Source organism: Halobaculum halobium, from assembly GCF_030127145.1.
Classification (GTDB): Archaea; Halobacteriota; Halobacteria; order Halobacteriales; family Haloferacaceae; genus Halobaculum; species Halobaculum halobium.
Window position 1 is genome coordinate 1,273,419 of the sequence record NZ_CP126158.1, and the last position, 24,222, is coordinate 1,297,640.

Annotated in this window: 25 protein-coding genes; 14 read left to right on the forward strand and 11 right to left on the reverse strand. The window is 56.5% G+C overall.

Annotated elements, in window-relative coordinates; genetic code table 11:
* Window positions 1-67 precede the first annotated feature (67 nt).
* Entirely contained in the window at window positions 68-241 is a 174-nt protein-coding gene (locus tag P0Y41_RS06720) for a hypothetical protein (RefSeq protein ID WP_284063181.1), read from the forward strand.
* Window positions 242-353: 112 nt separating this feature from the next.
* On the opposite strand, the gene P0Y41_RS06725 is transcribed toward P0Y41_RS06720, so the two are convergent.
* Window positions 354-818 carry a hypothetical protein gene (locus tag P0Y41_RS06725; protein ID WP_284063182.1) on the reverse strand — a complete coding sequence of 155 codons (465 nt, stop codon included), beginning with the start codon at window positions 816-818 and terminating at the stop codon, window positions 354-356.
* Window positions 819-1,120: 302 nt separating this feature from the next.
* Here P0Y41_RS06725 and P0Y41_RS06730 point away from each other — a divergent pair, with 302 nt between their 5' ends.
* From P0Y41_RS06730 to P0Y41_RS06755, 6 genes are all read left to right on the forward strand, one after another.
* The gene (locus P0Y41_RS06730; RefSeq protein ID WP_284063183.1) at window positions 1,121-1,630 is read left to right on the forward strand and encodes a hypothetical protein; all 510 of its coding nucleotides are present in this window, start codon (window positions 1,121-1,123) and stop codon (window positions 1,628-1,630) included.
* 1 nt (window position 1,631) lies between these two features.
* Window positions 1,632-2,567 (forward strand): site-specific tyrosine recombinase/integron integrase, encoded by a 936-nt coding sequence (gene xerA / locus P0Y41_RS06735; protein WP_284063184.1) that lies wholly within the window; start codon window positions 1,632-1,634, stop codon window positions 2,565-2,567.
* Between the two features lie 13 nt (window positions 2,568-2,580).
* A complete protein-coding gene (locus P0Y41_RS06740) occupies window positions 2,581-2,895 on the forward strand; it encodes a hypothetical protein (RefSeq protein WP_284063185.1) in 315 nt (104 codons plus the stop codon).
* 370 nt (window positions 2,896-3,265) lie between these two features.
* Window positions 3,266-3,475, forward strand: coding sequence for a hypothetical protein (locus P0Y41_RS06745; RefSeq protein WP_284063186.1), 210 nt, complete (start codon window positions 3,266-3,268; stop codon window positions 3,473-3,475).
* Between the two features lie 4 nt (window positions 3,476-3,479).
* On the forward strand, window positions 3,480-3,695 hold the full coding sequence (locus P0Y41_RS06750; protein WP_284063187.1) for a hypothetical protein: 216 nt from the start codon (window positions 3,480-3,482) through the stop codon (window positions 3,693-3,695).
* A gap of 323 nt (window positions 3,696-4,018) precedes the next feature.
* Window positions 4,019-4,657 carry a winged helix-turn-helix domain-containing protein gene (locus tag P0Y41_RS06755; protein ID WP_284063188.1) on the forward strand — a complete coding sequence of 213 codons (639 nt, stop codon included), beginning with the start codon at window positions 4,019-4,021 and terminating at the stop codon, window positions 4,655-4,657.
* Window positions 4,658-4,805: 148 nt separating this feature from the next.
* Here P0Y41_RS06755 and P0Y41_RS06760 read toward each other — a convergent pair whose 3' ends face one another.
* The 3 genes from P0Y41_RS06760 to P0Y41_RS06770 are packed head-to-tail and all read right to left on the reverse strand — an operon-like array spanning window position 4,806 to window position 7,492.
* Entirely contained in the window at window positions 4,806-5,873 is a 1,068-nt protein-coding gene (locus P0Y41_RS06760; RefSeq protein ID WP_284063189.1) for a hypothetical protein, read from the reverse strand.
* Entirely contained in the window at window positions 5,873-6,979 is a 1,107-nt protein-coding gene (locus P0Y41_RS06765) for a ParB N-terminal domain-containing protein (protein WP_284063190.1), read from the reverse strand. Before P0Y41_RS06765 ends, P0Y41_RS06760 begins: the two co-directional genes overlap by 1 nt.
* A 3-nt stretch (window positions 6,980-6,982) precedes the next feature.
* Window positions 6,983-7,492, reverse strand: coding sequence for a GNAT family N-acetyltransferase (locus P0Y41_RS06770; RefSeq protein ID WP_284063191.1), 510 nt, complete (start codon window positions 7,490-7,492; stop codon window positions 6,983-6,985).
* A 240-nt stretch (window positions 7,493-7,732) separates the two neighbouring features.
* Between P0Y41_RS06770 and P0Y41_RS06775 the strand changes: the two genes are divergently transcribed.
* Window positions 7,733-8,278, forward strand: a complete 546-nt coding sequence (locus tag P0Y41_RS06775) for a DUF8102 family protein (RefSeq protein WP_284063192.1) — start codon at window positions 7,733-7,735, stop codon at window positions 8,276-8,278.
* A gap of 175 nt (window positions 8,279-8,453) precedes the next feature.
* Here P0Y41_RS06775 and P0Y41_RS06780 read toward each other — a convergent pair whose 3' ends face one another.
* Together P0Y41_RS06780 and P0Y41_RS06785 are read right to left on the reverse strand one after the other, a co-directional pair.
* Window positions 8,454-8,720, reverse strand: a complete 267-nt coding sequence (locus P0Y41_RS06780) for a hypothetical protein (protein ID WP_284063193.1) — start codon at window positions 8,718-8,720, stop codon at window positions 8,454-8,456.
* A 600-nt stretch (window positions 8,721-9,320) separates the two neighbouring features.
* Complete coding sequence (locus P0Y41_RS06785; protein ID WP_284063194.1) at window positions 9,321-11,309, reverse strand: tRNA-guanine transglycosylase; 1,989 nt, start codon at window positions 11,307-11,309, stop codon at window positions 9,321-9,323.
* A 159-nt stretch (window positions 11,310-11,468) separates the two neighbouring features.
* Between P0Y41_RS06785 and P0Y41_RS06790 the strand changes: the two genes are divergently transcribed.
* The 5 genes from P0Y41_RS06790 to P0Y41_RS06810 all read left to right on the forward strand — a co-directional run bounded on the left by P0Y41_RS06790 (window position 11,469) and on the right by P0Y41_RS06810 (window position 19,222).
* Window positions 11,469-11,933: a DUF6884 domain-containing protein gene (locus tag P0Y41_RS06790; RefSeq protein ID WP_284063195.1), complete on the forward strand. Its 465-nt coding sequence runs from the start codon at window positions 11,469-11,471 to the stop codon at window positions 11,931-11,933.
* Window positions 11,933-13,147, forward strand: a complete 1,215-nt coding sequence (locus P0Y41_RS06795; RefSeq protein ID WP_284063196.1) for a tRNA-guanine transglycosylase — start codon at window positions 11,933-11,935, stop codon at window positions 13,145-13,147. The genes P0Y41_RS06790 and P0Y41_RS06795 overlap by 1 nt, the downstream gene beginning before the upstream one ends.
* Window positions 13,147-14,685 (forward strand): ATP-binding protein, encoded by a 1,539-nt coding sequence (locus tag P0Y41_RS06800; RefSeq protein ID WP_284063197.1) that lies wholly within the window; start codon window positions 13,147-13,149, stop codon window positions 14,683-14,685. Before P0Y41_RS06795 ends, P0Y41_RS06800 begins: the two co-directional genes overlap by 1 nt.
* An 81-nt stretch (window positions 14,686-14,766) precedes the next feature.
* Complete coding sequence (locus P0Y41_RS06805) at window positions 14,767-17,256, forward strand: DUF262 domain-containing protein (RefSeq protein ID WP_284063198.1); 2,490 nt, start codon at window positions 14,767-14,769, stop codon at window positions 17,254-17,256.
* Between the two features lie 328 nt (window positions 17,257-17,584).
* Complete coding sequence (locus P0Y41_RS06810) at window positions 17,585-19,222, forward strand: spermidine synthase (RefSeq protein ID WP_284063199.1); 1,638 nt, start codon at window positions 17,585-17,587, stop codon at window positions 19,220-19,222.
* Window positions 19,223-19,589: 367 nt separating this feature from the next.
* On the opposite strand, the gene P0Y41_RS06815 is transcribed toward P0Y41_RS06810, so the two are convergent.
* From P0Y41_RS06815 to P0Y41_RS06830, 4 genes are all read right to left on the reverse strand, one after another.
* On the reverse strand, window positions 19,590-20,648 hold the full coding sequence (locus P0Y41_RS06815; protein ID WP_284063200.1) for a deoxyhypusine synthase: 1,059 nt from the start codon (window positions 20,646-20,648) through the stop codon (window positions 19,590-19,592).
* A 122-nt stretch (window positions 20,649-20,770) separates the two neighbouring features.
* Window positions 20,771-21,538 carry a Nif3-like dinuclear metal center hexameric protein gene (locus P0Y41_RS06820; RefSeq protein WP_284063201.1) on the reverse strand — a complete coding sequence of 256 codons (768 nt, stop codon included), beginning with the start codon at window positions 21,536-21,538 and terminating at the stop codon, window positions 20,771-20,773.
* Between the two features lie 76 nt (window positions 21,539-21,614).
* The gene (locus tag P0Y41_RS06825) at window positions 21,615-22,502 is read right to left on the reverse strand and encodes an arginase family protein (RefSeq protein ID WP_284063202.1); all 888 of its coding nucleotides are present in this window, start codon (window positions 22,500-22,502) and stop codon (window positions 21,615-21,617) included.
* A gap of 3 nt (window positions 22,503-22,505) precedes the next feature.
* Window positions 22,506-22,883, reverse strand: coding sequence for a translation initiation factor IF-5A (locus P0Y41_RS06830; protein WP_284063203.1), 378 nt, complete (start codon window positions 22,881-22,883; stop codon window positions 22,506-22,508).
* A 131-nt stretch (window positions 22,884-23,014) separates the two neighbouring features.
* On the opposite strand from P0Y41_RS06830, the gene P0Y41_RS06835 reads away from it, so the two are divergent.
* Window positions 23,015-23,401 carry a hypothetical protein gene (locus tag P0Y41_RS06835; RefSeq protein WP_284063204.1) on the forward strand — a complete coding sequence of 129 codons (387 nt, stop codon included), beginning with the start codon at window positions 23,015-23,017 and terminating at the stop codon, window positions 23,399-23,401.
* A gap of 53 nt (window positions 23,402-23,454) precedes the next feature.
* Here the strand turns inward: P0Y41_RS06835 and P0Y41_RS06840 are convergent, their stop codons facing one another.
* Complete coding sequence (locus tag P0Y41_RS06840) at window positions 23,455-24,213, reverse strand: SDR family NAD(P)-dependent oxidoreductase (RefSeq protein WP_284063205.1); 759 nt, start codon at window positions 24,211-24,213, stop codon at window positions 23,455-23,457.
* Window positions 24,214-24,222 lie beyond the last annotated feature (9 nt).

The window sequence follows — 24,222 nt, forward strand, 5'->3', positions numbered from 1 at the left end:
TCCTGACAGCCATCCGATTAGATGGAGATTCTCAATGACTGATGCACCATTAGCGCCGCGTCGACCGATGGACGACAACAAAGGATTAGGCGAGGGAATGACCAGCGTCGATATCTACTGCCACCGCCAGCACAAAGGCCAATGGCAGCAAGAGGCCGACGAACAGGGCCTCAGTCTGAGTCGTTACCTCATCGAACTCATTCAAGAAGCTCGCTGGCAGCGCCTCAGCAACGAGGCGTAATTGGTCGCTGCCAGCGTTCCGATGTAGAGGAACCAAGGAGGGTCAGGAGCGTAGGACTCCTTTAGGCCTCAAACAGAAGGACCGAAATAGCTACTGAGTTCCTCGGATCCGGTTAGAGGCTGTTCAGAGTGGCTTCGTCAAAAACATCCTTGAAGGCATTTCGTACAGCCTTAGCGTCAGCGTGGAGGTTGTGGACAGCCTGCTGCCCTTTCGAGACATTGAACAGCTCCGGATAGTCGTCCCGGTGAACCTGTTCATATCGGTCGAGCTGCAGAGCCTTGATCTTCGTGCCGTTCCCAGCTTCAATTATCTCAATATTCTTGTCTTGGTTGACGTAACCCAGTAGCATGAGGTCGTCTCGGTGGTACTGTCCAAGAACGATTCCGCCTTCTTCGCGAAGCGAGTCCATAGTTTCGATAGAATCCGTTGGCTCACCTTCCTCAGCAAATGCAGTCTTATTAAAGACCTCGCCCATACCGTAGTCTATTCCGATTTTTCCGTTTCCAAAGAGGTCCGCGATATCGTCTTCAGGCACTGCCAAGTTATGGTGTGCGTAGACGACTTGTGGCTCGGACATGCAAATCCTGAGATACGTCAACAGTATTTACATCCAGCGGTTCAGACAACATGACAAATTGACAACTTATTTTGCGTCTTGCTCCATAATCTTGTGAATGAACCCGCCATCTTCCTATCAGTCAATCCATCTGTTCATCGATGAAACGGGAATGTTTGCTTCCTGACTATATCCTCTGAATCTCGCCCATACTTCCTGTCGAGGCTGAGGATCTCAACAAAGCCAGAATTTTGCACATAGACCGGACTTTTACCGGTAATATCATTATCCTAACAACCAACTGATTAGTTGGCGATTCTGGTATGACAGACGCATCTCTAGCCAGTTCTGACGACGAACAGAGCTACCAAACGCTCCACGAAAACACAACGAGAGCCGAACTCTTCCCCGCCAAACAACACAAAGAAGAATGGTGGGAGGAGGCCGAACACGAGGGAGCCAGCCTCAGCGGCTACCTCTACGAACTGATCCAAGAAGCCCGGATGTATCGGGATAGCGGCGCTCCATTCATCCAGACACAGGACCAGACGGTCAAGCAACTGCAAAACAAAATCGACGGCCTCCAAGCCCAACTCGAAAATGCCCGACAAGCTAGCGGTGGTCGAACCCACCTCAGTATCGATGACCTCGTTACGCGCGTTCTCGACCAACAGTACCAGTCACTAGACGAACTCACCGAGCGGATCACAGCCAGCGACGATGTCGCTCAACACCTCCAACGACAGATCGAGAACCGATTGTACGCTCTAGCCGAGAACGGCCGGGTTGAATTCCAGCGTGGGCACGGCTGGCGGCTCAAGGAGGCGAACTAAGATGGGAGCCGAAGCCAATGCCTCGAAAATCTACGACAACAAACACGACGAGGTCACTTACTTCCTCACCCGGAAAGAGGCGACTGGGCGAAGCACGCGAACCCTCAACTCGTACAGTCGTATCCTCCGCGAGTTCTTCCACGACCAATTCCCTGACCTCGATCCCGGCGAGGTCGAAATACGCCACGTCGAAGACTACGTAATGGCGCTCACCGAACGCGGCGTCTCGCAGAACTCGAAAAAGAAGTACCTCGAAATTCTCTCCAGCTTCTACGGCTACACGATGAAGCGGCCACAGTTCGAGGACATCACGGGTAATCCCGCCGCAGTCGTAATGGAAGAAATTCCTCGCATTCGTCCAGATCGACCGGACTGCGCGACGTGGGAGAACGCCTGCAAACTCATCAACGCGATTCCAGACCCGAGAGACAAAACCGTCGCCATCATCCTCGCTAAGACAGGAGCGCGTCTCCTCGAAGCTCTCTCAATCGAGAAGGACGACGTGGACCTCGAGAAGGGATTCATTCGACTCCGCGAGCGCAAGGGTGGCGGACAGACCGTCGTCCCAATCGATGACGAGACGATCTACGCCATCAAACGCTACCAGTTCGTCAACTCCGACTCCGACTCTCCGTACCTATTCACGAGTACGCTCGGAGGACGACTCTCGAAAGAGCGGATTCGTCGGGAAGTGAAAGCCGCCGCCGACCGCGCCGGCGTCGCCCCCAAAGAAGAACGACGGTTCGAGAAGAAGTTCACTCCTCACACCTTCCGCACCGTGTTCACCACGCTAATGCGGAAGCAGGGAATGAAGCCGTACATTCTGAAATACATCCGTGGGGACGCCAAGACCGAGACGATGGATATCTACACTCGCGTTGACCGAGACGAAGCGAAAGAAGAGTACCTGAACTGTATCAAGGAGATCGGGCTCTAGCGAGGATGGACAGTTGGTCGAAGTCATAATCTATCGAAATCCGTTGGAGAACCCTGAGGAGGTAGCTCGCGTTTCCATTGAAGCAACCGTGGTTGGCGAGACGCCAACGGCTGAATCTCTCCGGGGCCGGATTCAGGACGAACGTGATCCAATCATCAGCGAGTACACGGACGGACGGGAATTGCTGCGGTATCTGGCTGCCTCGTACTCGAATGGATATGTGATGGCTGGATACGATAGTGAAGAGTCCCGGCGAGTCGTTGAGGAGTTGAACGATGCCGAATACTTCAATTGGGCCGAAGAATCAGGGCTCGACACCTCACTCTGATTCTCGAAGACTGTACGCTGGTAGTAGTCCCCCGACTGCTCACGCATTTCTGAGCGAATCGAATAGATTGACCCTCAGTCGTCCTCGAACGGCTCTCTACCCACGATAGGTAACATCCAGTCCGATACTGCTTGGGCTGTGGAGTCCCGAGGTTTTCTCTATCAATCGGCGGGTGTCCCCTGCTGTGCGTGATTGCTCCAGAGAACGGGTTGTTGACCTCATTGATTACTGATATTCGATTGATGGTGAACTCGTTCTCTGTTCTCTCAGCTTGGACCCCCACGCCGTTACAGACCAAGAGGAGCTGAATCACTCCGCTGCTCGGGAGTCTTATGATGAAACAGGATGATTATTGATACGGTGATTTGGCGTGGCATTGCTCATTTTCGGACTCAACGAAGAGAGAGACGGCTGGGATATTCTCGGGAGGATTGCGGACGGTGAGATAGTCGAGGACCCGACTGGCGAATTGGAGGCGACAATAGAAGGTGCGTATGATTTGGATGATGAAGACCATCTGAGGCGGGCATTGAACAACCACTACATCAACGCTGTTCCGCTGGCAGAGGACGAGGAGTAGATCGGTGCAGATTCTCTTTCAGATGTACCACGCCGGCGAGCTACACGATCTCGGTGTCATTGCCGACGGCGACGTGGTCGACAGCATCGAAGAGGGGTTTGAGGACTGGGTCCGATGGGAGTTGAGTCAGCCGACGACACCCAACATAGAGGATTCCAATGAGATCCTAGAGACCTACGAGGGACCGTACATCGTGACGAAAGTACTGGGATCAGAGTAGTGACCTCTGGCTTAGCGAAGCTGGTTCCATTACCTAATAAAATATAAGACGGGGAATCGACAGAGACATCGCTCAAATAGATCCGTCAGGAGCGAAATGAGACACGGACGGGCGTGCTCCAAACAGTTTTAGAAAATTATTGCTGGGTGTACTAGACGGACCATCTGACGGCGACAGAACAGTTACATACTCCACTCTCTTCAGCGGGTCGTGACCTACGACTACACCAAGATCAGCGTATATCCTGAGGATGGAGCGTCTTGGAGCGACTTGCTCCGTAGAGTAGCAAGCAAACTCAAGATCTATCCAGGGAGCCGGAACTGATGACCGAGGGTACCGGAAAGGGAGATATAGATGATTTTGACGGACGAGTTCAGAAAGCACTCGAAGTTGGATTCGTAGCCGATTTGGTCCACTGGGCAAGGACCGGGGATGATACGAGCCTGACCTACATTGAGGACAGTTCTCGCTCTGGATTAGAGTACCAATTAGCCCGACAAGGATGGTTTTGGGTCGGGGAAGGTGGTACTGAAGCTGTCGAAAAGTGGATGAACCAATTCGAACCTCCAAAGTGGACAGAGGAAGGGCCTGAATCAGAGTACCAGCGCCTCACACTAGAGAATAGTTATCAAAGGAAACGATACAACCCAATTCCAGAGAGTAGCGAGTACAGCATCTCTCAAGAGTCAATCCGGGATATAATGGATGTACTCATACAAGCGGAGAGAGTACGTAACGCGGAAATTAGGGAACAGACAGGCCTCTCAGAAAGTACAGTATATAGAGGGCTGAACTATCTAATTGACAAAGGCGTCGTTGTCCACGAAAAAGACAGCCGCTACAACTACTATCAGGATATCGGTGTCACGAGTATAGATAATACGGACATTGAAGCAGACCTCAACCCTGAAGAAGCACGATTAGAATGGTGCCGCCGCTATTATAATAATATAATAGAATGAAGCCTTGGTCCCCCAAGAGACATTGTAACCAAATACAGATGATATTAATTGACGTTAGTTAGCGTGAGTGATACGTAAGAAGGGATCTCTGATAGTGTTTGGACAGTCATTGATCCGACAACAGAAAGCGGATCCCGCTAGCCAGACATCACGTATCAATTCCCTCGATAACGTGGCGGACAATAACTCCTGAATCCCGTTGGATGAAGGCTAGATCGTTCTCAGGAGCGGTTTGTAATTCGACAGCACCAGACATTCCTTCAACTACCGTCTCAAATGTAGGTCCGTACTCATTGCATAAGCTGGGACCCTCCACCTTAGCTGCGCCCAACCACCCCTCAGTAGTCGCTGCACCACTTACTACCTCCAACCAAAACTCGCCGTTCTTGATGATGATTGGATAGGTCTTCTGACCACCGACGAGTTCCCTCGCTTCAATTATTTTCTCCAGAACGCTCTGCGTGGTTCGGATTGTTGCTGACGCTGGTGCCGTTTTACTCCCTGTAGAAACGAGCAGTCTATTACTGCGATCAAACTGGTCGTACAGCTCCGCGATCTCTTTTTCAGGATATTCAACTGAGAACTCGTTATCGTGGATCCACTCATAAACCTGCATCAGTGACAGACGGCGCATCTCAGTCACAGGAAGGTCATACAGGCGATCCTCCACAGACCGCTCGCTATGGATCGTGCCTCTCTGAGATGTTGACATTGACCTGATCAATTCTTCATGGAGAATTTCCGCCGTATCTCTACCATTATCTACGTCAGAAAGACAATCGGGGTCGATACCATGTGAGTTTGCAATCAACGCTGCCCGTCGTGGTCGAAATGCGGTCTGTGGAGTAGAGATTCCTACCGTTCGCTTGAGATCGTCTTTGATGTGAACCTCAGACGCAAAGTCGCTCTCTGGCTCACACATGAAATCAAGATAGAGCAATTTCGACGTTGCCAGATTGAGATAGTCGTGCAACTCATCAACGTCAATGATAGCAAGCGTCGGGCTGTCGCTACGGAGTTCAATCGAGTGTAGATACTGGTCGGTGATCGTGCAGTACGTCGACACCTCTCCCGTCGGCTGCGTAATCGCTAATTCGTCATCTGTTATCCGAAGGAAAAGCTGGTCGTACTGGCGTTTCAGCGTAACCCTCGAAAGAAGACGATTGAACTGATGAAGAGACCCAGTTAGCGATGCAGCGATGATCGTAGATGACATTAGTTCAAGTTCATCATCCTGAGCTGACTCTCGGAGAAGTCCCCCCGCTTCATGCTGATATCATCCTCACGGAGCCAGAAGCGAACTAATGACTCGGTGACTCCATAGCGGATAGCCAGTTCAAGCGGGGCGATGTCGCGCTCGTTGTACAATTCGTCGAGCAAGTCAGCATCAGGACGACGAGCAGCGATACTCCCGGCGACAGAATCGTCGTCTTCTGAGAGGTTTGCAAGCCCATTCCTCTCCATCAGGTAAACGAAGATTGGTGCCTCACCAGCTTTGACCGGCTCTCCTGAATGGTCATCATATGCCTGACTAAGTTTCTGTAATCCTACGGTCCAGCTTTCCTCAGTAGTGATCTCGGGTTCGGTAACATCGTAGATCGTCTCTACAGTTCGTAGCTCATTCAGGAGATTCGCCTTCTCGATTGAATTCCAGGGAACCTCGTTGGTCGGTGAACTAGACTCGCGCTCGATTCTCTCTTTCAGGTCTGTCCAAGCACCATATACGGACTTCTTGTCCCCGTCGAGATCCTTGACTAGCTCTTTGGCAAAGTCAGAGATGTCTGAGGAGTAGTTCTCCCCTCCCTCTGCAGCCTCCCAGACCTTCCGCGCATAGTAGAATTTCGAGCCAGACCACCCAATTCGATCTCCTACGAGTTCCCGAGTGGTCTTACCCTCTGCATCTGCTAGGTCTAGCTGAGGCGAATTCTCAGACAGATCTGCAAAGTCGACCTTCTCGCTTTGCTCGATCCGCTTCTCCATCATCGGCGCAACCAGTTCCTTGTACTGGAGGGCGATCCGCATCTTCTGCGAAAACGTCTCCTCGCGGTCGTCATTGTGCCGTAGGATCGCCAACTGCTCCATCTCGGTGCTGCCATAGTCTCGCGTATCGACCGGGATCGAATCCCAATCAAGCGCCGTCGCAGCTTTCCATCGACGGACCCCGTCCAGAATCAACCCATCCTGGTTGACGATAATGGGATTTTCAAGCTCCTCATCGATGCTCTGAATGAACCGACTGCTTGGCTCATCTTGCTTGAATAGTTCCTCGCTGAAGGGGTGCGGTTCCAAATCCGAAACCATCATAGTAGCCCCATTTGACATATTTCAGTCCTCCTGGAGCGTCTCGGGGATCGGTCGCTTCATCATGAGCATCTTCCGTCCGTTATCAGTGGTTCTTGACGAGTCTGGAGCGAATCCAATCGAGCGCCAATACGCTGACGCAGAGTCGTTTGCAGCAGCTTCTACCTTCATCGACCGCTTGCCGTGCTGAGAAGCGAACTTGATGGATTCAACAACTAATCGGGTTGCCAACCCCTGGCGACGGAAATCTGGATGCGTCGCAAGAAGCCGGATCTGCGCTTCGCCTTCATCCAGAATCCGAGATTCACACCAGACCATAACAGCCGAGACAACAATATCTCCCTCAGAGATGTAGAACAGCTGCCTCTCTGTCTGATCAACTGCTCTTTCTAGATTGTCTCGGTGCGTGAACGAATGAAGCTCATTGCTGATCCGGTTGGAATTGAAGAGCCCCTGAACCTCGTCAATCTCCTCTTCTGTCGTAGCCGTAGCTATCTTGTCCGTAGTTTTGTTTCGCGTGTTGCTTGTTCTCATGGATCTCCCTCGTGAGCAATTCCCGGAGATGCCTCTACGGAGCCCGGCTCTCGGAAGCGCCAGAGCTCGCAGTCTGCGCTCCGTATTGCTCAGTTTGTTGGGTCGATTCGTAGCTCTCGACCCGTCCAACTCTATGGTTGCGCGTGTAATAAGTATAACGACGTAATAGAATATGAAACGGTATGGGCGAAAATACGCAATTCCAATAGCTTCATTAGAATCACCGTAATAAAATAGCGTATGTCATCTGATTGCGAGAGAGAACGTGGTATCCTCAGCACCAAAGACCGCAACTACCTAAGGAGCGGTGCTGGAATCGCACCGAAAAGCTCCGCAGAACGAGTTGCCCGATCCCGGATCCGAAAGCGCCTCCACAGCGCCTATCTGGATTTCAGACTTCTCGTCGACGAATTAGAAGAACGCGACCGGAGAAGCGTGTTCGAGAATCTGCCCGATGATCGAGACCTCCACCGGGGAATCATCGCTGCGCTCGAATTCACATATCTCGCTCTGAAAGAACAGAACCTCGATTTCAAAGACTACCTGGAGGAGGCGGTCACAAACGCGGAGGAGAAGCTAGCTCGAAAAGAATCTGAAAACCGCGTCGAGGTAGATGTAGAATTCAACGTCGAAACGAGACTCGTCCTCGATGAAACGCGAGATATCAGTGAGTACAGCGACCAAGAGATTGGTGAATTACTGATGAACGGCGAGATTGATGGTGAACTTGCAGCAAGGCTCTTGGAACAGAATCACAGCGACGGAGGCAGCAGAGATATCGCCTAATCACCGCTGAACTCGAGGTCAGTACTTCTGGTGAAAATTTACCGTAGGTTTTCATCCGCCACCTTCTCACGTAGTCCTCAAAAACACTCGATAGAATTGATTCAGGCAAATAGAATCACAGTCTCTCCACCGAACATAGGGACCTCCGTACAGTCTTCGACTCCCTTAGCCTGAATCAGTCCTCAGACTCTCCCTCCTCGTAGCCAGCTTTGTGCTCATCTCGTACTGTTCTCGAAGCTCGCCTTGAGACCTTAGCGAGATTCTTGTTGAATCGACGGATAGAGAGATAGATGTACAGCAGGAGGAGATACGGCCAGATGAGCAACCCAACGACAGAATAGATAGCGAGTTTGAGGAACCGGTACTCTATCGGGCCGATATGGACGCTACCTATCTGGATGCCACGCGACTCGTCTTCCTGGTCGCTGTCTGAATCAGTCATTGTAATCTCCGGCCAACGCCGTCGCTGCTAGACCTAGCAGCGCCAGTAGGACCTATTCAGAGCGACGCCGGGAAAGAATATCAAATTACTTACTTAATATCCAGAATCCGGCCTCTGGATGTCCCCGGAAGAACAGTACTCAGCGTACAGTCTCCCGCCTGCTGACCGAGTCCACCGCTCAGAGGATGACTGGCATTCAGACTCGCGAGCGATGCGTTAGCGTCTGAGCCCTGTTACGCCCCATGCCATCCGAGAGAAGTAGAGGTGATGGCGAAGCGAGCAACTCGCTACAATAATTCAGAGATCGTCTCGGTCAAGTCCGCTAGGATATCTTCGGCTACCTCCAAACTCCGTCAACCCGTGATAACCACCTTGCCCGTAGCGAAGAGTGGGATAACGATATCCACGTCTTCTGGTCATTGAATGAGCCTTGGGAACTGCTCAGGCACCTACTTGGTCTTTCAGGACCTAACCCAATAGCGAGAGCGCTCAGATTGAGGTTTTGTCCCAATTCAGCCGGACAGACATTCCGGAGATTAGAGCGTATTTCGGGACCGTAGAATTAGGGGTTTGCTACGCTACAGACTGTCGAGGTCGCAACTACGCCTCGGGTGTTTCTTCTGAGGACAGGACAGCCCGGATGCTAACAGCCAGCTCATCCAGGTTTGAGTTTCGGAAGTGTTCCGTAACTCGACGAACTGCTGGATCAGACGGTAACATTGTCCCGACTCCTGCTTGATCGAACGCCTCCTCGATCGTAGTTCTGTATGTCTTCGTCGTCACATACGCGAAGACAGCTCTGTATTGATCTTTGTGTGCTTCGAGGAATTCGACGAGGCGGTTTTGTACGCGATTGACTTGGTCGGTGTCCGCATCCGTCAGGAAGTAGTCATACGACAGCACTGCGTCGTGGGTTTCGAACTCTTGTGGAACGGGCCCGTATAATCCAGAGACAGAGACTTTTTCTACCTCATTCCAGAGGCCAGCTTCGCTGAGACGATTGGCGACTTCTAAGTGGGTCTTCGAATCACTGTACGGCTTCGTGTCGCTACAAGAGACTATCAGACAGACAGGCTTCTCTGACGAGGGCTCAAATTGTTCGCGTCGAATATCGAAGTCATCGGGAGTGTGTTCGAGCGAGGTCTTTTGAGATGACTCGACGGCTAGTGATCCATCATCGTTGAACACGGTCTGTCGTAGCTCAGCGCCGTTAGAAGGAGCGTTTTCCGCAATGTCGAATCCTTCTGGAACCACCGAACGAAGTTCGGGCCATCTGCTCGCAGCGCGAGCGAGTCCGGCACCAAGATCCGCGTTTTGTCTAGCACGCTCTGTAAGGAGCGTATGCAGCGACCCGTCCATGATGGCGTCTCGGACTTCGTTCACCTCCCGCTGGAACACGTGGAAGTTGTGATGTGCTATCAGCGCATAGAAATCGCTCTTCATGTATGACCGCGTCTCGCCGTCTCGCTTGATCTCAACCGGCTTGTATGAACGATCTGCCGCGAAGACCTCCTTCATATCGGCGACGCCTACGTCAGTCAATTCTTCGCATGCAGGGCAATCACAGTTCCACTCGTCGGCTGTGAGTTCCGTCGCGTTAGTTTTCTTTCCGTCTTTGGGGTTGATGAAGTCCTGATGCTGTGCTGCCTGTACGTACGTGGACGAGTCATAGCTGTCTACCCCGAGAGCAGCGATGAGAGGGGCTAATTGCCCTCCAATACCGAAGACGTGCAAAGCGAATTCGTCACGTCGGTTCGGCGGGATCGCCATCGTAGCTCCCTGAACGATATCAACGAGCATTTCGATCTTTCCAGACCGTAGTGGGACAAGCGAGCCAACTGCGAACCCATCGAGTGAATCCTCGTAGTTAGTCCGCTCAAGCAGTTTTGAGACGTAGTATCCGACCTCGTCATGGCTGTGCCCATGGAGCGCGGCGTAAACCGTTGGATCCCAGTCTGCGTACTTCTCATCTTCTTCTAAGAGCCTGAGACATTCGACGGCGCTGTCGATGCTCTTCTCAACCCGCTCATATTTTTCATCATCGGCGAGTCCAGGTGGGATCGGATAGTCAAGCGTGGCAAGCATGTCCGCTCCATAGTCGTACTGTAAATCAAGGATAGACCGAGGGTTAGTGTAGATTCCCCAGTCATTCTCTTCTCCCCCTTCCTCGGGATGTTCTCCGAACGTTCGGGAGTTCATGAGTTTGAACCCTCCCGAGTCGACGAACAGCGGTTTCTCGAACGCTGGTGGTTTTGGGTTGTCTTTTGGAGATTCGTGGTCGGTGAACCACTCGTGAAGGCCGCTCGCCTCAGTTCGCCATGTTTCGACGTGGTGTGGGCTGAGATTGAAATCCAGGAAGCTCATCGCTTGGAACATCGCGCCCTGGAACTCGTCGTCGCCGAACAATCGGTTTCGGAGTCGGCTCCAGATGCCACCAGAAACGGGCGTCGGCCCGCCCATGAGGTTGAGGACTGGAAAGAACGCCGGAGTATCGACAGCACCGCCTAGGGGGGCCTCAGGGGTATACAGCCTACCGGTTCTGGCAGCTCCGACATCTGACTTCTGGAGCGATTCGAAACCACGTGTCATTGGACATCCCATCGTACTCGGGTACAGGGTTAAACTTGACCAGTGACAGCCACAATATTGGAATATTGATATAATAGACCTCGATCAGGTCAGCGGTTGTAGAGCAGGACTGTCTCTATCCACGCAACGCTTTTGTCTTGGAGGATCGACGGAAGCGTAATGACCGAGTTGCTGATCCAGGGTTGTTCGCAACGCAAAAACGACCCCAATAAGCCGGTTCCACCGGAGCAGCTCTACGACGGGTACTTCTTCAGAATCTTAGAGGCAAACCGATCAGAATCTGGGAGGAACATAGAAGTCGTAGTTCTCTCTGCGAAACACGGTTTCGTTACTCAGGAAGACCGGATCACAAAGTACGATACACAAATGACTCAGAACCGTGCCACTGAACTTAATTCAGATATAGTTCAATCGTTTAATGAGTACGTTCGTGATTCTGATTTTTCCGACGTGTGGGTGAACGTCGGTCAGCCGTATCTCAGGGCGCTCGATGGTATCGAGTCAGGTATTCAAGCAGAATTCCACTACCTACAGGGTAGGCTGGGTGAACGTGGACATCATCTCAAACGTCTCTTACAGGGAGACCACGAGACCGTCAAAGACGAACTCTCCCACATAGATTGATGACCAGTTTCGAAACATCCGCGCGAGTTGGTGACGCAAGAAGTGGAAAACTCCACTGCCGAGACACAGTAGTAGAGACACCACACTTGTTTCCAGTAATAAATTTCTACTGTGGGGGACTCGCGCGTACTCACTTTGGCGGAGGTGTATTTCGAACAGTCAAAGAATTCCTCTCAAACGAAGTTCCTGCGGCCAACGGAACAGATTATAGCGAATATTTCAGAGGTGTCATGACATCAGTTGCATCACTGACTGATTTCGGATTGAGTAGAGAGCGATACCTCTCGTACCTCGAGACACCAGTCAAGTCCCGTCCGGAGTTCGCCGAATTCGATGGGGCGCTGTTCGTCGATTCGGGAGGCTACAAACTACTAAATGAGGGGTCGCTTAGTGGTACAAATTTTTCAATCGAGACGAGCCAGAAACTCATCCATGGGATACAACGAGCATTTGGCGCGGACATCGCTGTCAATCTCGACCTGCCGTTCGAGGAAAGTGATGTGTATCGTGACCGCGTCAGCAAAACCGAAGCCACGGCTTCCTTCGCAGCCGAATTCGTGAACATGGATGCTGAAGGGTCAAGGCGCTACTTGACCGTTCATGGGTACTCAAAGGCGATGCTCGACCGGTTCTTTGACACAGTAGCACGGACACTCCCTGGGCCTATCGATCAGTTTTATGATGGAATCGCATTCGGTGGCTTAGTCCCGAAAAAAGACGATTTGAATGGGCTGATTAACGCCGTGTCTAGCTTAAAAACGGTTCTCGCAGAACGGAATCTGTCACATCTACCGATCCACGTTTTAGGAATCTCGGGACGTGCGATGCCGTTATTGATTGCCCTGGGCGTGGACACATTCGATTCCTCGACGTACCTCCATTCTGCGATCAACGGGAAGTACAGTACATCTCTATTTACTAGCACGAACGTGGCGGAAGCTGATTTCGATATCTGTGACTGCCCAGTATGTACTTCTCCTGCACTCCGTCAACAAATGCGAGGTGACGCGGAGTACCAGAAGGACATCTTGGGTCCAGTTGCAGTACACAATCTAATACTTCAACAACAATTTGTCAAACGGCTCCGCCGCTCAATAGCTGAAGGGAACCGTGAACAGCTACGAACGTTTCTTGAAAACGCGTACCAGGACCGCCCGCAAAGTAGGAAGTTCGCGTATCGCGTGATCAACCAGACGCTGGGGTCGTACTTCTGATGAGCGAACAACTCGAATACAGAAAACCGTCGGTCAACGAGGTGAACGAGTTTCTGGAGATCGCGAGCGATTTTCAGGACCCACTGGAACTGATCCGTGAAGCCTTATCTAACTCGTATGATGCAAAAGCCAGTCGTGTCACGATCGAAATTGACCAACGCTTCGACGGTCGAACGAGGATCCGGATCCAAGACGATGGGAACGGAATGGATGAGGAAGGACTAACGTCTTTTTTTGATCTCGGAAACTCAACTAAGGAAGACAGTATCGGATACAAAGGTCATGGAACGAAAATCTACTACAAGAGTGATCTAGTTGAGGTAGACACGGCAAAGGATGGAGTCGGCTATCGTGCCGTTATGGAAGATCCGTGGGAGAAACTCAACAGTCATGAACTCCCAGAGTACTCGCTGTATAGCGGAACAGGGGTCGACGAGACGTATACAAACATCGAGATTGTCGGGTTCCGGTCCGGTGAGGGATTTAGTGCTGGGAAGTTAACATACAACAGAATCAACCACTATATCAACTGGAAAACGATCGGTGGGTCGCTCGCACATCGGCTTGCTGCAGACCCACACGAGATGGAGATCAGAGTAGAGTTGGATGACGTGTTCGACGACACCAGAAACGAGTTGGTCCAGCAGTCCCGGTTCGAATTCCCTCAAGAGCGAACAGATCTTCAGAGGCTCGACGACATTGAATCCGCTTGTAAGCACTACCCATACCGTCAGCGGACAGTCGAAGTCAACGGAAGAGAAGTTACGTACGATATTGTAGGCTTTGTCGCTGGGAAAGAAGCTCGAGAAGAGCTCCCGACGTACGGGCGACACTCAACGCAATTCGGCATCTGGCTTGCCAAGGACCACATCAAAGTCGAGCGTGTCCCTAGTGTGGTTGGGTCAGATCACGAGACGCCGCGATTCTTTTTTGTCGCCAACTGCCAAGAACTGGAATTATCTGCGAACCGTGAAACAGTCCGAAACAAGTCGAGTGCACTGTTCGACGCCCTCGTATCAGATCTAAAGCGGTTCCTCGATCGAGTTGTTGAGGACCCATGGTACCGGGAATACTTAGCTCAGCGCAAAACCGTCGAGATTGAGGAGTCCGCAGATGAGGCCGCAGGGTCGATCCAAGATAGAATTGAGCGCGCCCGATATGCAAACACAGTCTCTGTGTCCAACTCCCACGAACTGATCGCACGGTGTACGGAGTATGCATCATCGGGCGGATCCTTCGGTCAAATTGTGGATTTCGACTCCACGGAGGACATTGAGGCAATCGTGGAAAAAGGAGGAGAGTATCGGGCAGTCGCGCTAACACCTTCGCTACACGACCTCTTCGTGGCGGAGCGTGCGGTTCGAGAAGCCGACCAGATCATTTGCTGGGAGTACGGTGACTTGGATATACTCCGACAGATCGAGGTTGACGGATATCTCGGCAGAGATATTCAGTTCGTCCTGTCGGCAGAAGAGCCGTACTGCGAACTTGATGGTGAGAGAATACCGGTCCTAGAGTTACAGCAATGTTTCTCGTAACATCGTCACAACTTCGGCGGGAGAGATTTGGGCGTCGTGTAACACGAGTGTTTATGTAGATTCCATCGCGGGATAATTGCAATGTCCGAAGAGAACGACGTTCCGCTCTGCGCTAAGCGTGTATTCCTATATCCGGGGGATCCGGATGGAACTGGCATCATCAAATACGACGCTGATGATTATATCGGTGGATACTCAGAAATCGATTTTGTTGACAGCACTCAGTTCATCCGCTCGCTTGAGGAGGATATCACGCTGAGGAACAGATCGCTACTACAAGTCACTGACGGGGCTAGATTCGAGGTCCCCGAGTACCAGCGCAATTACAGCTGGACAGAAGATCAACATGAAGAACTGTGGGAAACGGTCCGTGAAATCCTATCGCTGCAATCAACGTCGGGACAGAAACCGTCAGACACGTACTTCGGAACGGTATACGTAGCTAAGTCTCCGAAGCAGGACAATGTTGAGGTTATTGACGGACAGCAGAGACTCTCGACTTTCGCAATCCTCCTCCATAACCTCGGAAAGAAACTTGACGAGAAGATTCCAGAAGTTTCTGGCGAACTCAGCTCCTACGCAGAACACGTCCGAGATATCTATATTGATGAGCTTCTCTACCGGCAACAGGGTCCGAAAGAGGTACCATTCCTCCAACTCAACGATCACGACAATGCGTTCTTTGAGGCTCTATTCAGCGAAGACGAGGACGTGGTAAAGTCCGTAGTAGAGAAGATGGATCAATATGACGGCCGGAAGACGAACGCCATCCAGCTGAAAGAACTTCTTGAAGAGTTTGAAGTCGATGAGGAAGTATACAGCGAAGTTGGATTGGACACCGACAACGGTGTTCTAGATTCGTTCCGTTACTACGCCGAATCGCATCAGAAACTCGTAGCCGCAGACGATTTTTACGGCGAGAAGATCGAACAGTTCCTCAACCACAAACGGTTCGAGACGGAAGAACACGAAGTCCGTGCTTTGGTCAATATGACCCACTTCGTCTTGAGGTCGCTTCGCGTTTCCGAGTGTCTGTTCGAGACCAACGATCAAGAACTCCGGATCGAAGTGTTCCAGTCACTCAACGACCGTGGAGTGGAGTTAACGAAGATGGACAAAGTCCGAGCGCGTATCGTGGGGCGATTCCAAGGGGAATCCGATCAAGACAAGCAGATCGGTCGATGGGATTCCGTCGTACAGGAGTTCGGTGGAAACGCTGACGATGTCGAGGAGTTCCTTGCACACTATTTCGCGGCCACAGAAAAGGAGTTCGAGACGGTCACTGATGCGAAGAATGAGTTGCTTGAGGCGTTCCGACTGAAGAATATCAGCCGAACGAGTATCAAATCGCGCCTCGCAAATCCGGGAGATGCGCGGGACTTCCTCGAGGAGTTACAGGAGTATGCAGTACGGTATCGTGAGATAACCAACGCAGATCTCGTGGACGATGACAAGCAGTTGAATCAGGACTACCGTGAGGAATGTGAGTCAATCCTGCGCCGACTGAATGGCCTCGGAACCAGTCAGTGGCGGCCGTTCGTTATGTACGTATATCAAAAGGTCACTGAGACTCCAGGACAAAACGAATTCCTCCGGGATATTCTGAAGACAGTAGAGAATATCACGTTCCGTGTGGCGATTTCTCCGCACGTCGCGACCGTCGTTGACAGCACGTATCCGAAGTCGACCCAGAAATTCATCGAATTGGAGCGGTCCGGTAGTGAATTCGATGTGGAGAAAATCTCCAGAGAACTCATCGACAATATCGACAGTGGTGCTCGCCAGGTATTCGGAGAGGACTTTGCAGACAGCCTCATTTCCGAGAGTAACTGGCAGAATAACCAGACGAAGCAGTTGTTCTTGAAACTCGCAGACGAGTATTATCGTCGCGAGAACCGAACGGGGATTACGAAGACGGGGATCTCTGACGCCACAGATGAAGTTCATATCGAGCATATTCTCCCACTGAACTTCTTCCAGAAGTACAAGCAGAACCCGTATGCGTGGCCTGAGTTCTTTTTTAGTGGTGAAAGAGACAAGCCTTTGGAAGGTCGTATTGACCTTCTCCGTAGACACAAAGCTGCTGAGATAGACTCCGACTCAGACGGATCTGAAGTTGTAGAGCGGGTCGTTTCCTCCATTCAGGAGAACTTCGTCCGAGACCTGGGCAATATGATGCTCTTGGACTCCAAGCTGAACCAGTCAATCAAGAATCGGCTGTTTTCGGTGAAACTCCGAGAATATCACAGCGAGCACGCCAAAGACCTCACCAATGTCGTCAACGAATTCTTCTCTGAGGGAGGAGCGATTGATGGGAGGTCGCTGAATGAGTTGTCTCGGATCGACTTGCCGGATGATGAGACGGACCCCGACGCAGCTAAGATAGTTACAGAGTTCAACAAATGGTGGAACTACGAGCGTGCTGTCGATCGTAAGGCCGAACTGATCACTGAGATCATAGATTCACTAAGCTTCAGCGTGATCGACGATGAGTTCGAGACGATCAGACCAAACGTCGAAGAGTTGGTCAGAGAGGACTACAATACGCGATTCATGTTGATGAGCGCGTAGCTGAGTTGTAATACGGAGATTTTTGACTCTGTTGAAATTCGTCTGATCTGACCTTGAGGCGATAGATTTCATTAGTCGATTTTGCTATCTTTTTAAATCACCGCGATAAACGGTCGAGCTAAAGAGTCGGTAATAGTTCGGCCTCGGCACTCATAGGGCTCGTCGTCGCACCGGAGCCACCCGGGCTCGGAGCGGTCGCCTCGTCATCGGCCATCCACACCTTCCCCGCCGTGACGCAAGTGCGTTTCTCCTGGCGAGCGACGGACCGGACCCGTAGCGACGCCGCGTCCGTCAAACAGTTATCCCCCTCCGACCCGTGGCATCGATGATGAGTTCGACCCGCCGCTTCGACGCCCTCCGACTGAGCAGGCCGGAGGTCGCGGTGTTCGTCTCCGGCGTCGCGAGCATGGGCCTGGAGATCCTCGCCGGTCGGATGATCGCCCCGCAGTTCGGCAGCAGCATCTACACCTGGGGCACGATCATCGGCGTGTTCCTCGCGGCGCTCAGCTACGGCTACCACCGCGGCGGCAAACAGGCCGCCGAGCGCGCGACGAACGGCCGAATGGCCCGCGTGTTCCTGCTGACGGCCGCCTACGTCGCGGGGCTGATCCTCGTCGGCGACGTGTTGTTGCGCGCCACCTCGGGCTTCCCGCTCCCCGGTCGAGTCGCATCGCTGCCGGCGGTGACGCTGCTGTTCGGCCCGCCGACGTACCTCCTCGGCTACGTGAGCCCCTACGCCGCAGAGCTGTCCGCCAAGCAGGGGCTGGGCGAGGCGTCGGGGCACGTGTACATGCTCGGAACGGTCGGCAGCATCGTCGGGGCGTTCGCGACCACGTACTTCCTGATCCCCTCGCTCGGGATCGACCAGATCGCGCTGGTGTTCGGCGCGCTCTCGATCGCGACGGCGGTCGCGATCAGCCGGCCGATCGGGCGCGAGCGCGCGACCGTCACCGGCTTCGTCGCGCTGCTGCTCGTCGCGTCGGTCGCGACCGGCGCCGCGGGCTACACCGTCGAGGGAGAAGTGGTGTACGAGACGCAGACGCCGTACCAGAACCTCCGCGTCGTCGACCTCGGGGACACCCGAACCCTCTATCTCGGCGGGCAGCGCCACAGCGCCATGGACCTGTCGGAGCCGAACCGGCACGTGTTCCAGTACACTCGCTACTTCCATCTGCCGTATCTCGTCGCGGACGACCCGGACGAGATCGACCGCGTGCTGTTCATCGGCGGCGGGGGATTCACCGGTCCGAAGCGATTCGTCCACGAGTACGAGAACGTGACCGTCGACGTAGCCGAGATCGATCCGGCTGTGATCGCGACGGCGAAGGAGTATTTCCGAGTCGAGGAGTCCGGGCGGCTGAACATCCACAACCAGGGCGGCCGGCAGTTCCTGCGTGAGACGAACCACACGTACGACCTGATCGTGCTCGACGCCTACCAGAAGGACAAGGTGCCGTTCGAGCTGACCACGCGGGAGTTCATGTCGCTCGCGAACGACCGCCTCGACGACGACGGGATCGTGTTCGCGAACGTCATCTCGGCCGCCAACGGCCCTGCCTCGCAGTTCTACCGCGCGGAGTACCGCACCATGTCGAAGGTGTACCCGCAGGTGTACAGCTTCCCGACCGCCGGCGGCGGCGTGGTCCAGAACATCGAGCTGATCGCGACGAAGAACGACAGCCGGCTCTCGGAGGCGCAGTTGCTCGCGCGCAACGAGCGCCGCGAGGTGGGCGTCGACCTCGGCGCGGAGATCCGGACGTACGCCGCCGCGCCCCGGACGGACGACGTTCCCGTCCTTCGAGACGACCGAGCGCCGGTCGACAGCCTCCTGGACCCGATGGTCGGGCAGCGCTACGTGATCCAAGAGTCGAACGCGAGTGAGTCGGAAGGGGATCCCCAGCAGGGGCGTGAGCGGCGGGAGGCCGCTCCGATAGCCGTTCGAAGCGCGAGCGTCCGCTCGGGCTGATAAAAGCGGACGCACATAGCTCGAACGAGCACGCGACCGATCCGTCGGGTCGTTCGCACCGTAGCCGGGACCGAATCCGTCGTCGACCGTCGGACTCGCCGACGGAAGACCGACTCAGCCACGTCACACCTGAGTGACTGGGGGTGGCGAGCGATCGGTGATCGTGAAACCTGAGCGATGCGACGTGGCAACCATTGTCGCGAGCCACCGCCTTCAAGACAGTTCCGAGAGCATGCGACTGACACACATGAGTCTCACCGGCTCCGACCGCGTCTTCTGTCACGACTGTGGCAGGGGATTCGACTCCGCAGCAGAACTCGAACGACACGTACGAGAAGAACGGCTCAACGAGTAGCGGCTACCAGTCCTACTCGGCCTCGACGCGCTCGCGCGCCGCCGCCACGAGCAGCGGGAGGAACACCGTCGCGTCGCCGTAGACGGACGCGTTTCGGGCGTCCTTCTCCAGCTTCCCCCACGATCGGGCCTCTTCCAGCGTCGCCCCAGAGAGGCCGCCGGTCGCCTCCGGGTCCATCGTTATCTGCACCGCGTAGTCGTACGCGCGCGGCGTGACGAGCATCGTCTGGAGCGTGAAGTTCTTCGGCACGCCGCCGCCGACCAACAGACAGCCCGCGGTGTCCGCCTCGAACGCCATGTCCGTCAGCGGCGTCATGTCCGCCAGCGCGTCGAGCAGCAGGTCCGAGGTCTGACTGTACATCCACGCCTGCAGTCCGAGCACGGAGTCCTGTACCGCCGGGCAGTACACCGGCACGTCGTGTTCGTACGCGGCGGCGGCGACGCCGGGGGCCTCCTCGACGTCCTCGCGCTCGTTGACCTCGGCGTTCGCGCGGCCCAGCTCGGCGGTCAGGTCGGCGATGGAGACGGCGCCGTCGCGCTCGGCCAGCGGGGGGAACACCTCGTCGCGGAGGTGCCCCTCGAACTCCGCGAAGTGCTCCTGCGGGAGGTAGACGTTGTAAATGCGGTCGACCTCCTCGTCACGGAGCTGCTCGTCGTGCTCGCGGAGGCTCTTGCCCTCCTGTCGCTCCTCGCCGTGGTGGTGTTTGCCGCCGGTCGCCTCGATCGCGTCGTGGGTCAGGTTCGCCCCCGTCGTCACGAGCGCGTCGACGTAGCCGTCGCGGATGAGGTCCGCGACGATCCGCCGCATTCCGGTCGGCACCATCGCGCCCGCGAGCGAGACGAACACGGTGCAGTCGTCGTCGGCCCACATCTCCGAGAGCACGCCCGCCGCGCCGTGGACCGACTCCGCGCCGATCCCCGCGTGTCCGTACTGGTCGACCAGTTCGCCGACGGTCATGCCGCCGCGGACCCGCGCGTGACCGAGCGGGTCGTGATCGAACGCCTCGCGCTCGGGCGGGTGGTAGCCGCCGCCGTCGCTGTCGTCGCTCCCCTCGTGGCCCTCGTCGCTCATGTCCCCCCGTCCGGTCGGGGGGCGCTTGAACCGCGTGGTTCGCGGGTCCGACGCGACGCCGTCGCGCCCGTGACTCGCCGGTCAAGGAACCCGCGGTCCGAGGCCACCCCCGATGTCGACGCTCACAGCCCAGTGGGGTGGTCGATGTAGCGCGTCTCCAGTCCCCAGTCGTCGGCCACCGACTGCAGCGCGCGCACGCCGAAGGTCTCGGTCGCGTAGTGGCCCGCAAGGAACACCGAAACGCCGGCCTCGCGCGCCTCGTGGTACGCTTTCGCTTTCGCCTCCCCGGTGACGAGCGCGTCGAGTCCCAGGTCCTCGGCCTCGCGAAGCCAGTCGCTCCCGCTGCCCGTGACGATCCCCACGTCCTCGAGTTCGTCGGGGCCGAACTCGAGCACCTGCACGCCCTCGCCGCCGTGATCGAGTTCCGCCTCCAGCGTCGCCGCGAGGTCGTCGGCGGAGGAGCCGTCGGGGACGACCCCGCGTTGGCCGACGTACTCCGGCCCGACCTGGCCGAACGGCTCGCGGTCGACGAGGCCGAGCACGTCGGCGACGCCGGCGGCGTTACCGAGGGTCTGGTGGCCGTCGAGCGGGAGATGCGAGACGTACAACGGCACGTCGTTCGCGACGAGGGGTTCGATGCGGTCGTACTCGCGGCCGGTCACGCGGTCGAGGCCCCCCCAGATCATCCCGTGGTGAGTCACGAGCGCGTCGGCGCCCACGTCGACGGCGGTCTCGACGGTCGCCTCGACGGCGTCGACGGCGAACGCGACCGTCTCGATCTCCCCGGTCTTCGACCCGACCTGGAGGCCGTTCGGAGAGGCGTCGAGGTCGGCGTACGCGTCGGTGTTCAGCTTCTCGTCGAGTCGGTCGACGAACGCGGATCGCTGCATGCACGTGGGTTCGGCGGGCGGCCGTTTGTAGCCACCGTGTCGGCTGCGAGCGACGATCCCGACGGCGAGAGAGCCGTCAGTTCGCGTCCGCGGCGGCGTGCGAGTACACCGCCTCGCGCAGCAGTTTCCCCGCCAGCGCCGCGGCCTGCCCGTCGTCGCGGTCGTTCACTTCGACGGCGTCGACGCCGACGCAGTGGGGCGCGACCGCGCGGACGGCCTCGCGCATCTCCCGGGGCGAGAGGCCGAACGGCTCCATCGTCCCGGTGCCGGGCGCGAACCCCGGGTCCGCACCGTCGATGTCGATCGAGAGGTACGCGTCGCGGTCACCGAACCCGTCGTCGAACTCGCGAGCCCAGTCGGTCACGTCCGCGGGCGCGACGACGGTCACGTCGGGTGCATCGGCGCGCTCCCACTCCTCGGGGGAGCCGGTACGCGCGCCGAGGATGACCACCTCGTCGACGGTGGGGTACTCGCCCGTGTCGTCGCCGGCGGTGTGGTCGTCGTCCGCGCCGTCCGAGTCGTGCCCGTCGAGACACCGTCGGACGACGCAGGCGTGGTTCAGCGGGTTGCCGTCGTAGGCGTCGCGGAGATCGAGGTGCGCGTCGAGCGTGACGAGCACGTCGGGTGCGGCGGCACGGACGCCCGCCCAGGTGACGGTGTGCTCGCCGCCGAGCATGAGGGGCACGGCGTCGTCGATGACGGCCGCGCGCAGTTCGGCGGTCAGGTGATCGAGATACTCGTCGAGCGCGTCCCACGCGGGCACGTCGCCCGCGTCGTGGACGCGGAGGTCGGAGAAGAACGAATCCGTCCGTCGGTCGTAGTCGTCGTACGTCGCGGCGAACTTGCGAACGCGGTCGGGGCCGAAGCGGGTCCCCGGCTGGAACGTCGTCGTCGCGTCGAGCGGCGCGCCCGTCAGCACGTAGTCGGCGCCGTCGCGGTCGGCGGTGGCGCCGGGGAAGCGCATGGGTTACCCGACGACCTTCCGCTGTCCCTCGTACTCGAGGTACTCGATGTTCTGGTCGGGCGTGAAGTCCTCGTCCTCGGGCACGCGCATCGTGAAGGTCTCGTAGGTGTCCAGGTCCATCACCTGCGCGTCGTCGCCGGAGACGGAGACGACCTGCCCCTGCTTACGCTGGATTATCGGCACCCAGACCTTCGCGTCGACGGGCTGGGAGAGCGAGCGCTTCTTGTCGTCGAACACGCCTTTGCCCTCGATTCGGGCCTTCGCGCTCCCGTGCTTACCGGGCTTGGCGGTGCTGTAGGCGTTGATCTTGCAGGGGGAGTCCTCCATCATCACGTAGCTCCCCTCTTGCAGCTCGCGGACCTGCTTCTGCTCTCTCGGCATACCACGCGGTTCCCGTCGGACCGGTATAAACGGTTTGATAGCGCCGGACGCGCGGGAGATCCGACGACGTGCTGCGCCGAGCGAGCACGGCTCACTACGTGATTATCTCCCGCCACGACGTAGGTGAGGTCATGACCGACGACACAGACGCGCCGGCCGACGACGGAAACGACCGACACGGGAGCGACGACGAACCGGACCACGCAACGATCGCCGGGGCGAGTGCTGCGGGATCGGAGGCCCCGATCGCCGACGAGAACCCGGCGGCGAAGGTGTACTACGACGACGGCGAGCCGGTCGTGCTCGCGGCGGCGTTCGTCATCGAGGGGTGGCCGTGGGTCGTCGGCTTCGATCAGGCCGGCACGGACGGCTACGACTACGTCTCGATCCCGATCGATCGGATCGTCGGCGTTCGCAGCCCGCGGTACACCGCCTTCTCGCACAACGGGCGCCGCGTCACCGCCTACGGCGTCATGGACGATGAGGTTCGGGAGTTCCGCGACCTCCTCCCGCTGTGAGACGCATCGCCGCCGGCGCCGCCAGTGACGCAGTCACCAGATGACCGACGCCGTCACCAGTCGATGATCTCGCGATCCCGCCAGAACCGCCCGCCGGGACCGTCGCGAACGCGCGCGAGCCACGTTGGCGTCTCGGCGCCCTCGGCGGGCGTTCGCGGCGCCTCCTCGCCGCCCATCTCGGTGTGGACCCAGCCGGGACACGCCGAGTTGGCGATGAGTCCATCCTCGGCGTACTCGCCGTGGAGATATTTCGTGAGCCCGTTCAGGCCCGTCTTCGTCACGCGATAGGAGGGGGAACCGCCCGACTGCTCCTCGCCGAGCGCGCCCATCCCCGATGAGACGTTGACGACGCGCGGGGACTCGGTGTTCAGCATCGGCGGGATCGCGTACTTGCACAGCAGCATCGGGCCGCGGAGGTTCACCGAGATGGAGTGGTCGACGTGGTGCGTCTGCTCCTCGTGCAGCGGCTCCCCGAAGTGGCCGACGCCGGCGTTGTTGACCAGGATGTCGAGTCCGTCCTCCGACTCGCCGATCCGATTCAGCGCGTCTTGGATGTCGCCCTCCTGACTCACGTCGAGGGTGACGCGCTCGTACTCGTCGGGGAGGTCGTAGGTGACGCTCCTGACGCCCGCGTAGACGGTCGCGCCCAACTCGGCGAGGTTGCTCGCGATCTCGGCGCCGATGCCGCGGTTCGCGCCCGTGACGAGCGCGGCCTGGCCCGAGAGGTCGTCGTACAGATCCGGCTCCGGCGAGGGGTCGTCGCCGCGAGCGGGCGCGTCCGCGCCACCCGCGTCGGCGTCGCTGTCGGTCATACCCGGCGT

Bases quoted from the DNA above. Each gene is read 5' to 3' on its own strand.
- P0Y41_RS06725 (WP_284063182.1), bottom strand. From the start codon at position 818: ATGTCCGAGCCACAAGTCGTCTACGCACACCATAACTTGGCAGTGCCT.
- P0Y41_RS06780 (WP_284063193.1), bottom strand. From the start codon at position 8,720: ATGACTGATTCAGACAGCGACCAGGAAGACGAGTCGCGTGGCATCCAG.
- P0Y41_RS06835 (WP_284063204.1), top strand. From the start codon at position 23,015: ATGACCGACGACACAGACGCGCCGGCCGACGACGGAAACGACCGACAC.
- P0Y41_RS06785 (WP_284063194.1), bottom strand. From the start codon at position 11,309: ATGACACGTGGTTTCGAATCGCTCCAGAAGTCAGATGTCGGAGCTGCC.
- P0Y41_RS06760 (WP_284063189.1), bottom strand. From the start codon at position 5,873: ATGTCATCTACGATCATCGCTGCATCGCTAACTGGGTCTCTTCATCAG.
- P0Y41_RS06775 (WP_284063192.1), top strand. From the start codon at position 7,733: ATGTCATCTGATTGCGAGAGAGAACGTGGTATCCTCAGCACCAAAGAC.
- P0Y41_RS06830 (WP_284063203.1), bottom strand. From the start codon at position 22,883: ATGCCGAGAGAGCAGAAGCAGGTCCGCGAGCTGCAAGAGGGGAGCTAC.
- P0Y41_RS06770 (WP_284063191.1), bottom strand. From the start codon at position 7,492: ATGAGAACAAGCAACACGCGAAACAAAACTACGGACAAGATAGCTACG.
- P0Y41_RS06815 (WP_284063200.1), bottom strand. From the start codon at position 20,648: ATGAGCGACGAGGGCCACGAGGGGAGCGACGACAGCGACGGCGGCGGC.
- P0Y41_RS06810 (WP_284063199.1), top strand. From the start codon at position 17,585: ATGAGTTCGACCCGCCGCTTCGACGCCCTCCGACTGAGCAGGCCGGAG.
- P0Y41_RS06790 (WP_284063195.1), top strand. From the start codon at position 11,469: ATGACCGAGTTGCTGATCCAGGGTTGTTCGCAACGCAAAAACGACCCC.
- P0Y41_RS06800 (WP_284063197.1), top strand. From the start codon at position 13,147: ATGAGCGAACAACTCGAATACAGAAAACCGTCGGTCAACGAGGTGAAC.
- P0Y41_RS06820 (WP_284063201.1), bottom strand. From the start codon at position 21,538: ATGCAGCGATCCGCGTTCGTCGACCGACTCGACGAGAAGCTGAACACC.
- P0Y41_RS06720 (WP_284063181.1), top strand. From the start codon at position 68: ATGGACGACAACAAAGGATTAGGCGAGGGAATGACCAGCGTCGATATC.
- P0Y41_RS06755 (WP_284063188.1), top strand. From the start codon at position 4,019: ATGACCGAGGGTACCGGAAAGGGAGATATAGATGATTTTGACGGACGA.
- P0Y41_RS06730 (WP_284063183.1), top strand. From the start codon at position 1,121: ATGACAGACGCATCTCTAGCCAGTTCTGACGACGAACAGAGCTACCAA.
- P0Y41_RS06795 (WP_284063196.1), top strand. From the start codon at position 11,933: ATGACCAGTTTCGAAACATCCGCGCGAGTTGGTGACGCAAGAAGTGGA.
- P0Y41_RS06765 (WP_284063190.1), bottom strand. From the start codon at position 6,979: ATGTCAAATGGGGCTACTATGATGGTTTCGGATTTGGAACCGCACCCC.
- P0Y41_RS06825 (WP_284063202.1), bottom strand. From the start codon at position 22,502: ATGCGCTTCCCCGGCGCCACCGCCGACCGCGACGGCGCCGACTACGTG.
- P0Y41_RS06805 (WP_284063198.1), top strand. From the start codon at position 14,767: ATGTCCGAAGAGAACGACGTTCCGCTCTGCGCTAAGCGTGTATTCCTA.
- xerA (WP_284063184.1), top strand. From the start codon at position 1,632: ATGGGAGCCGAAGCCAATGCCTCGAAAATCTACGACAACAAACACGAC.
- P0Y41_RS06840 (WP_284063205.1), bottom strand. From the start codon at position 24,213: ATGACCGACAGCGACGCCGACGCGGGTGGCGCGGACGCGCCCGCTCGC.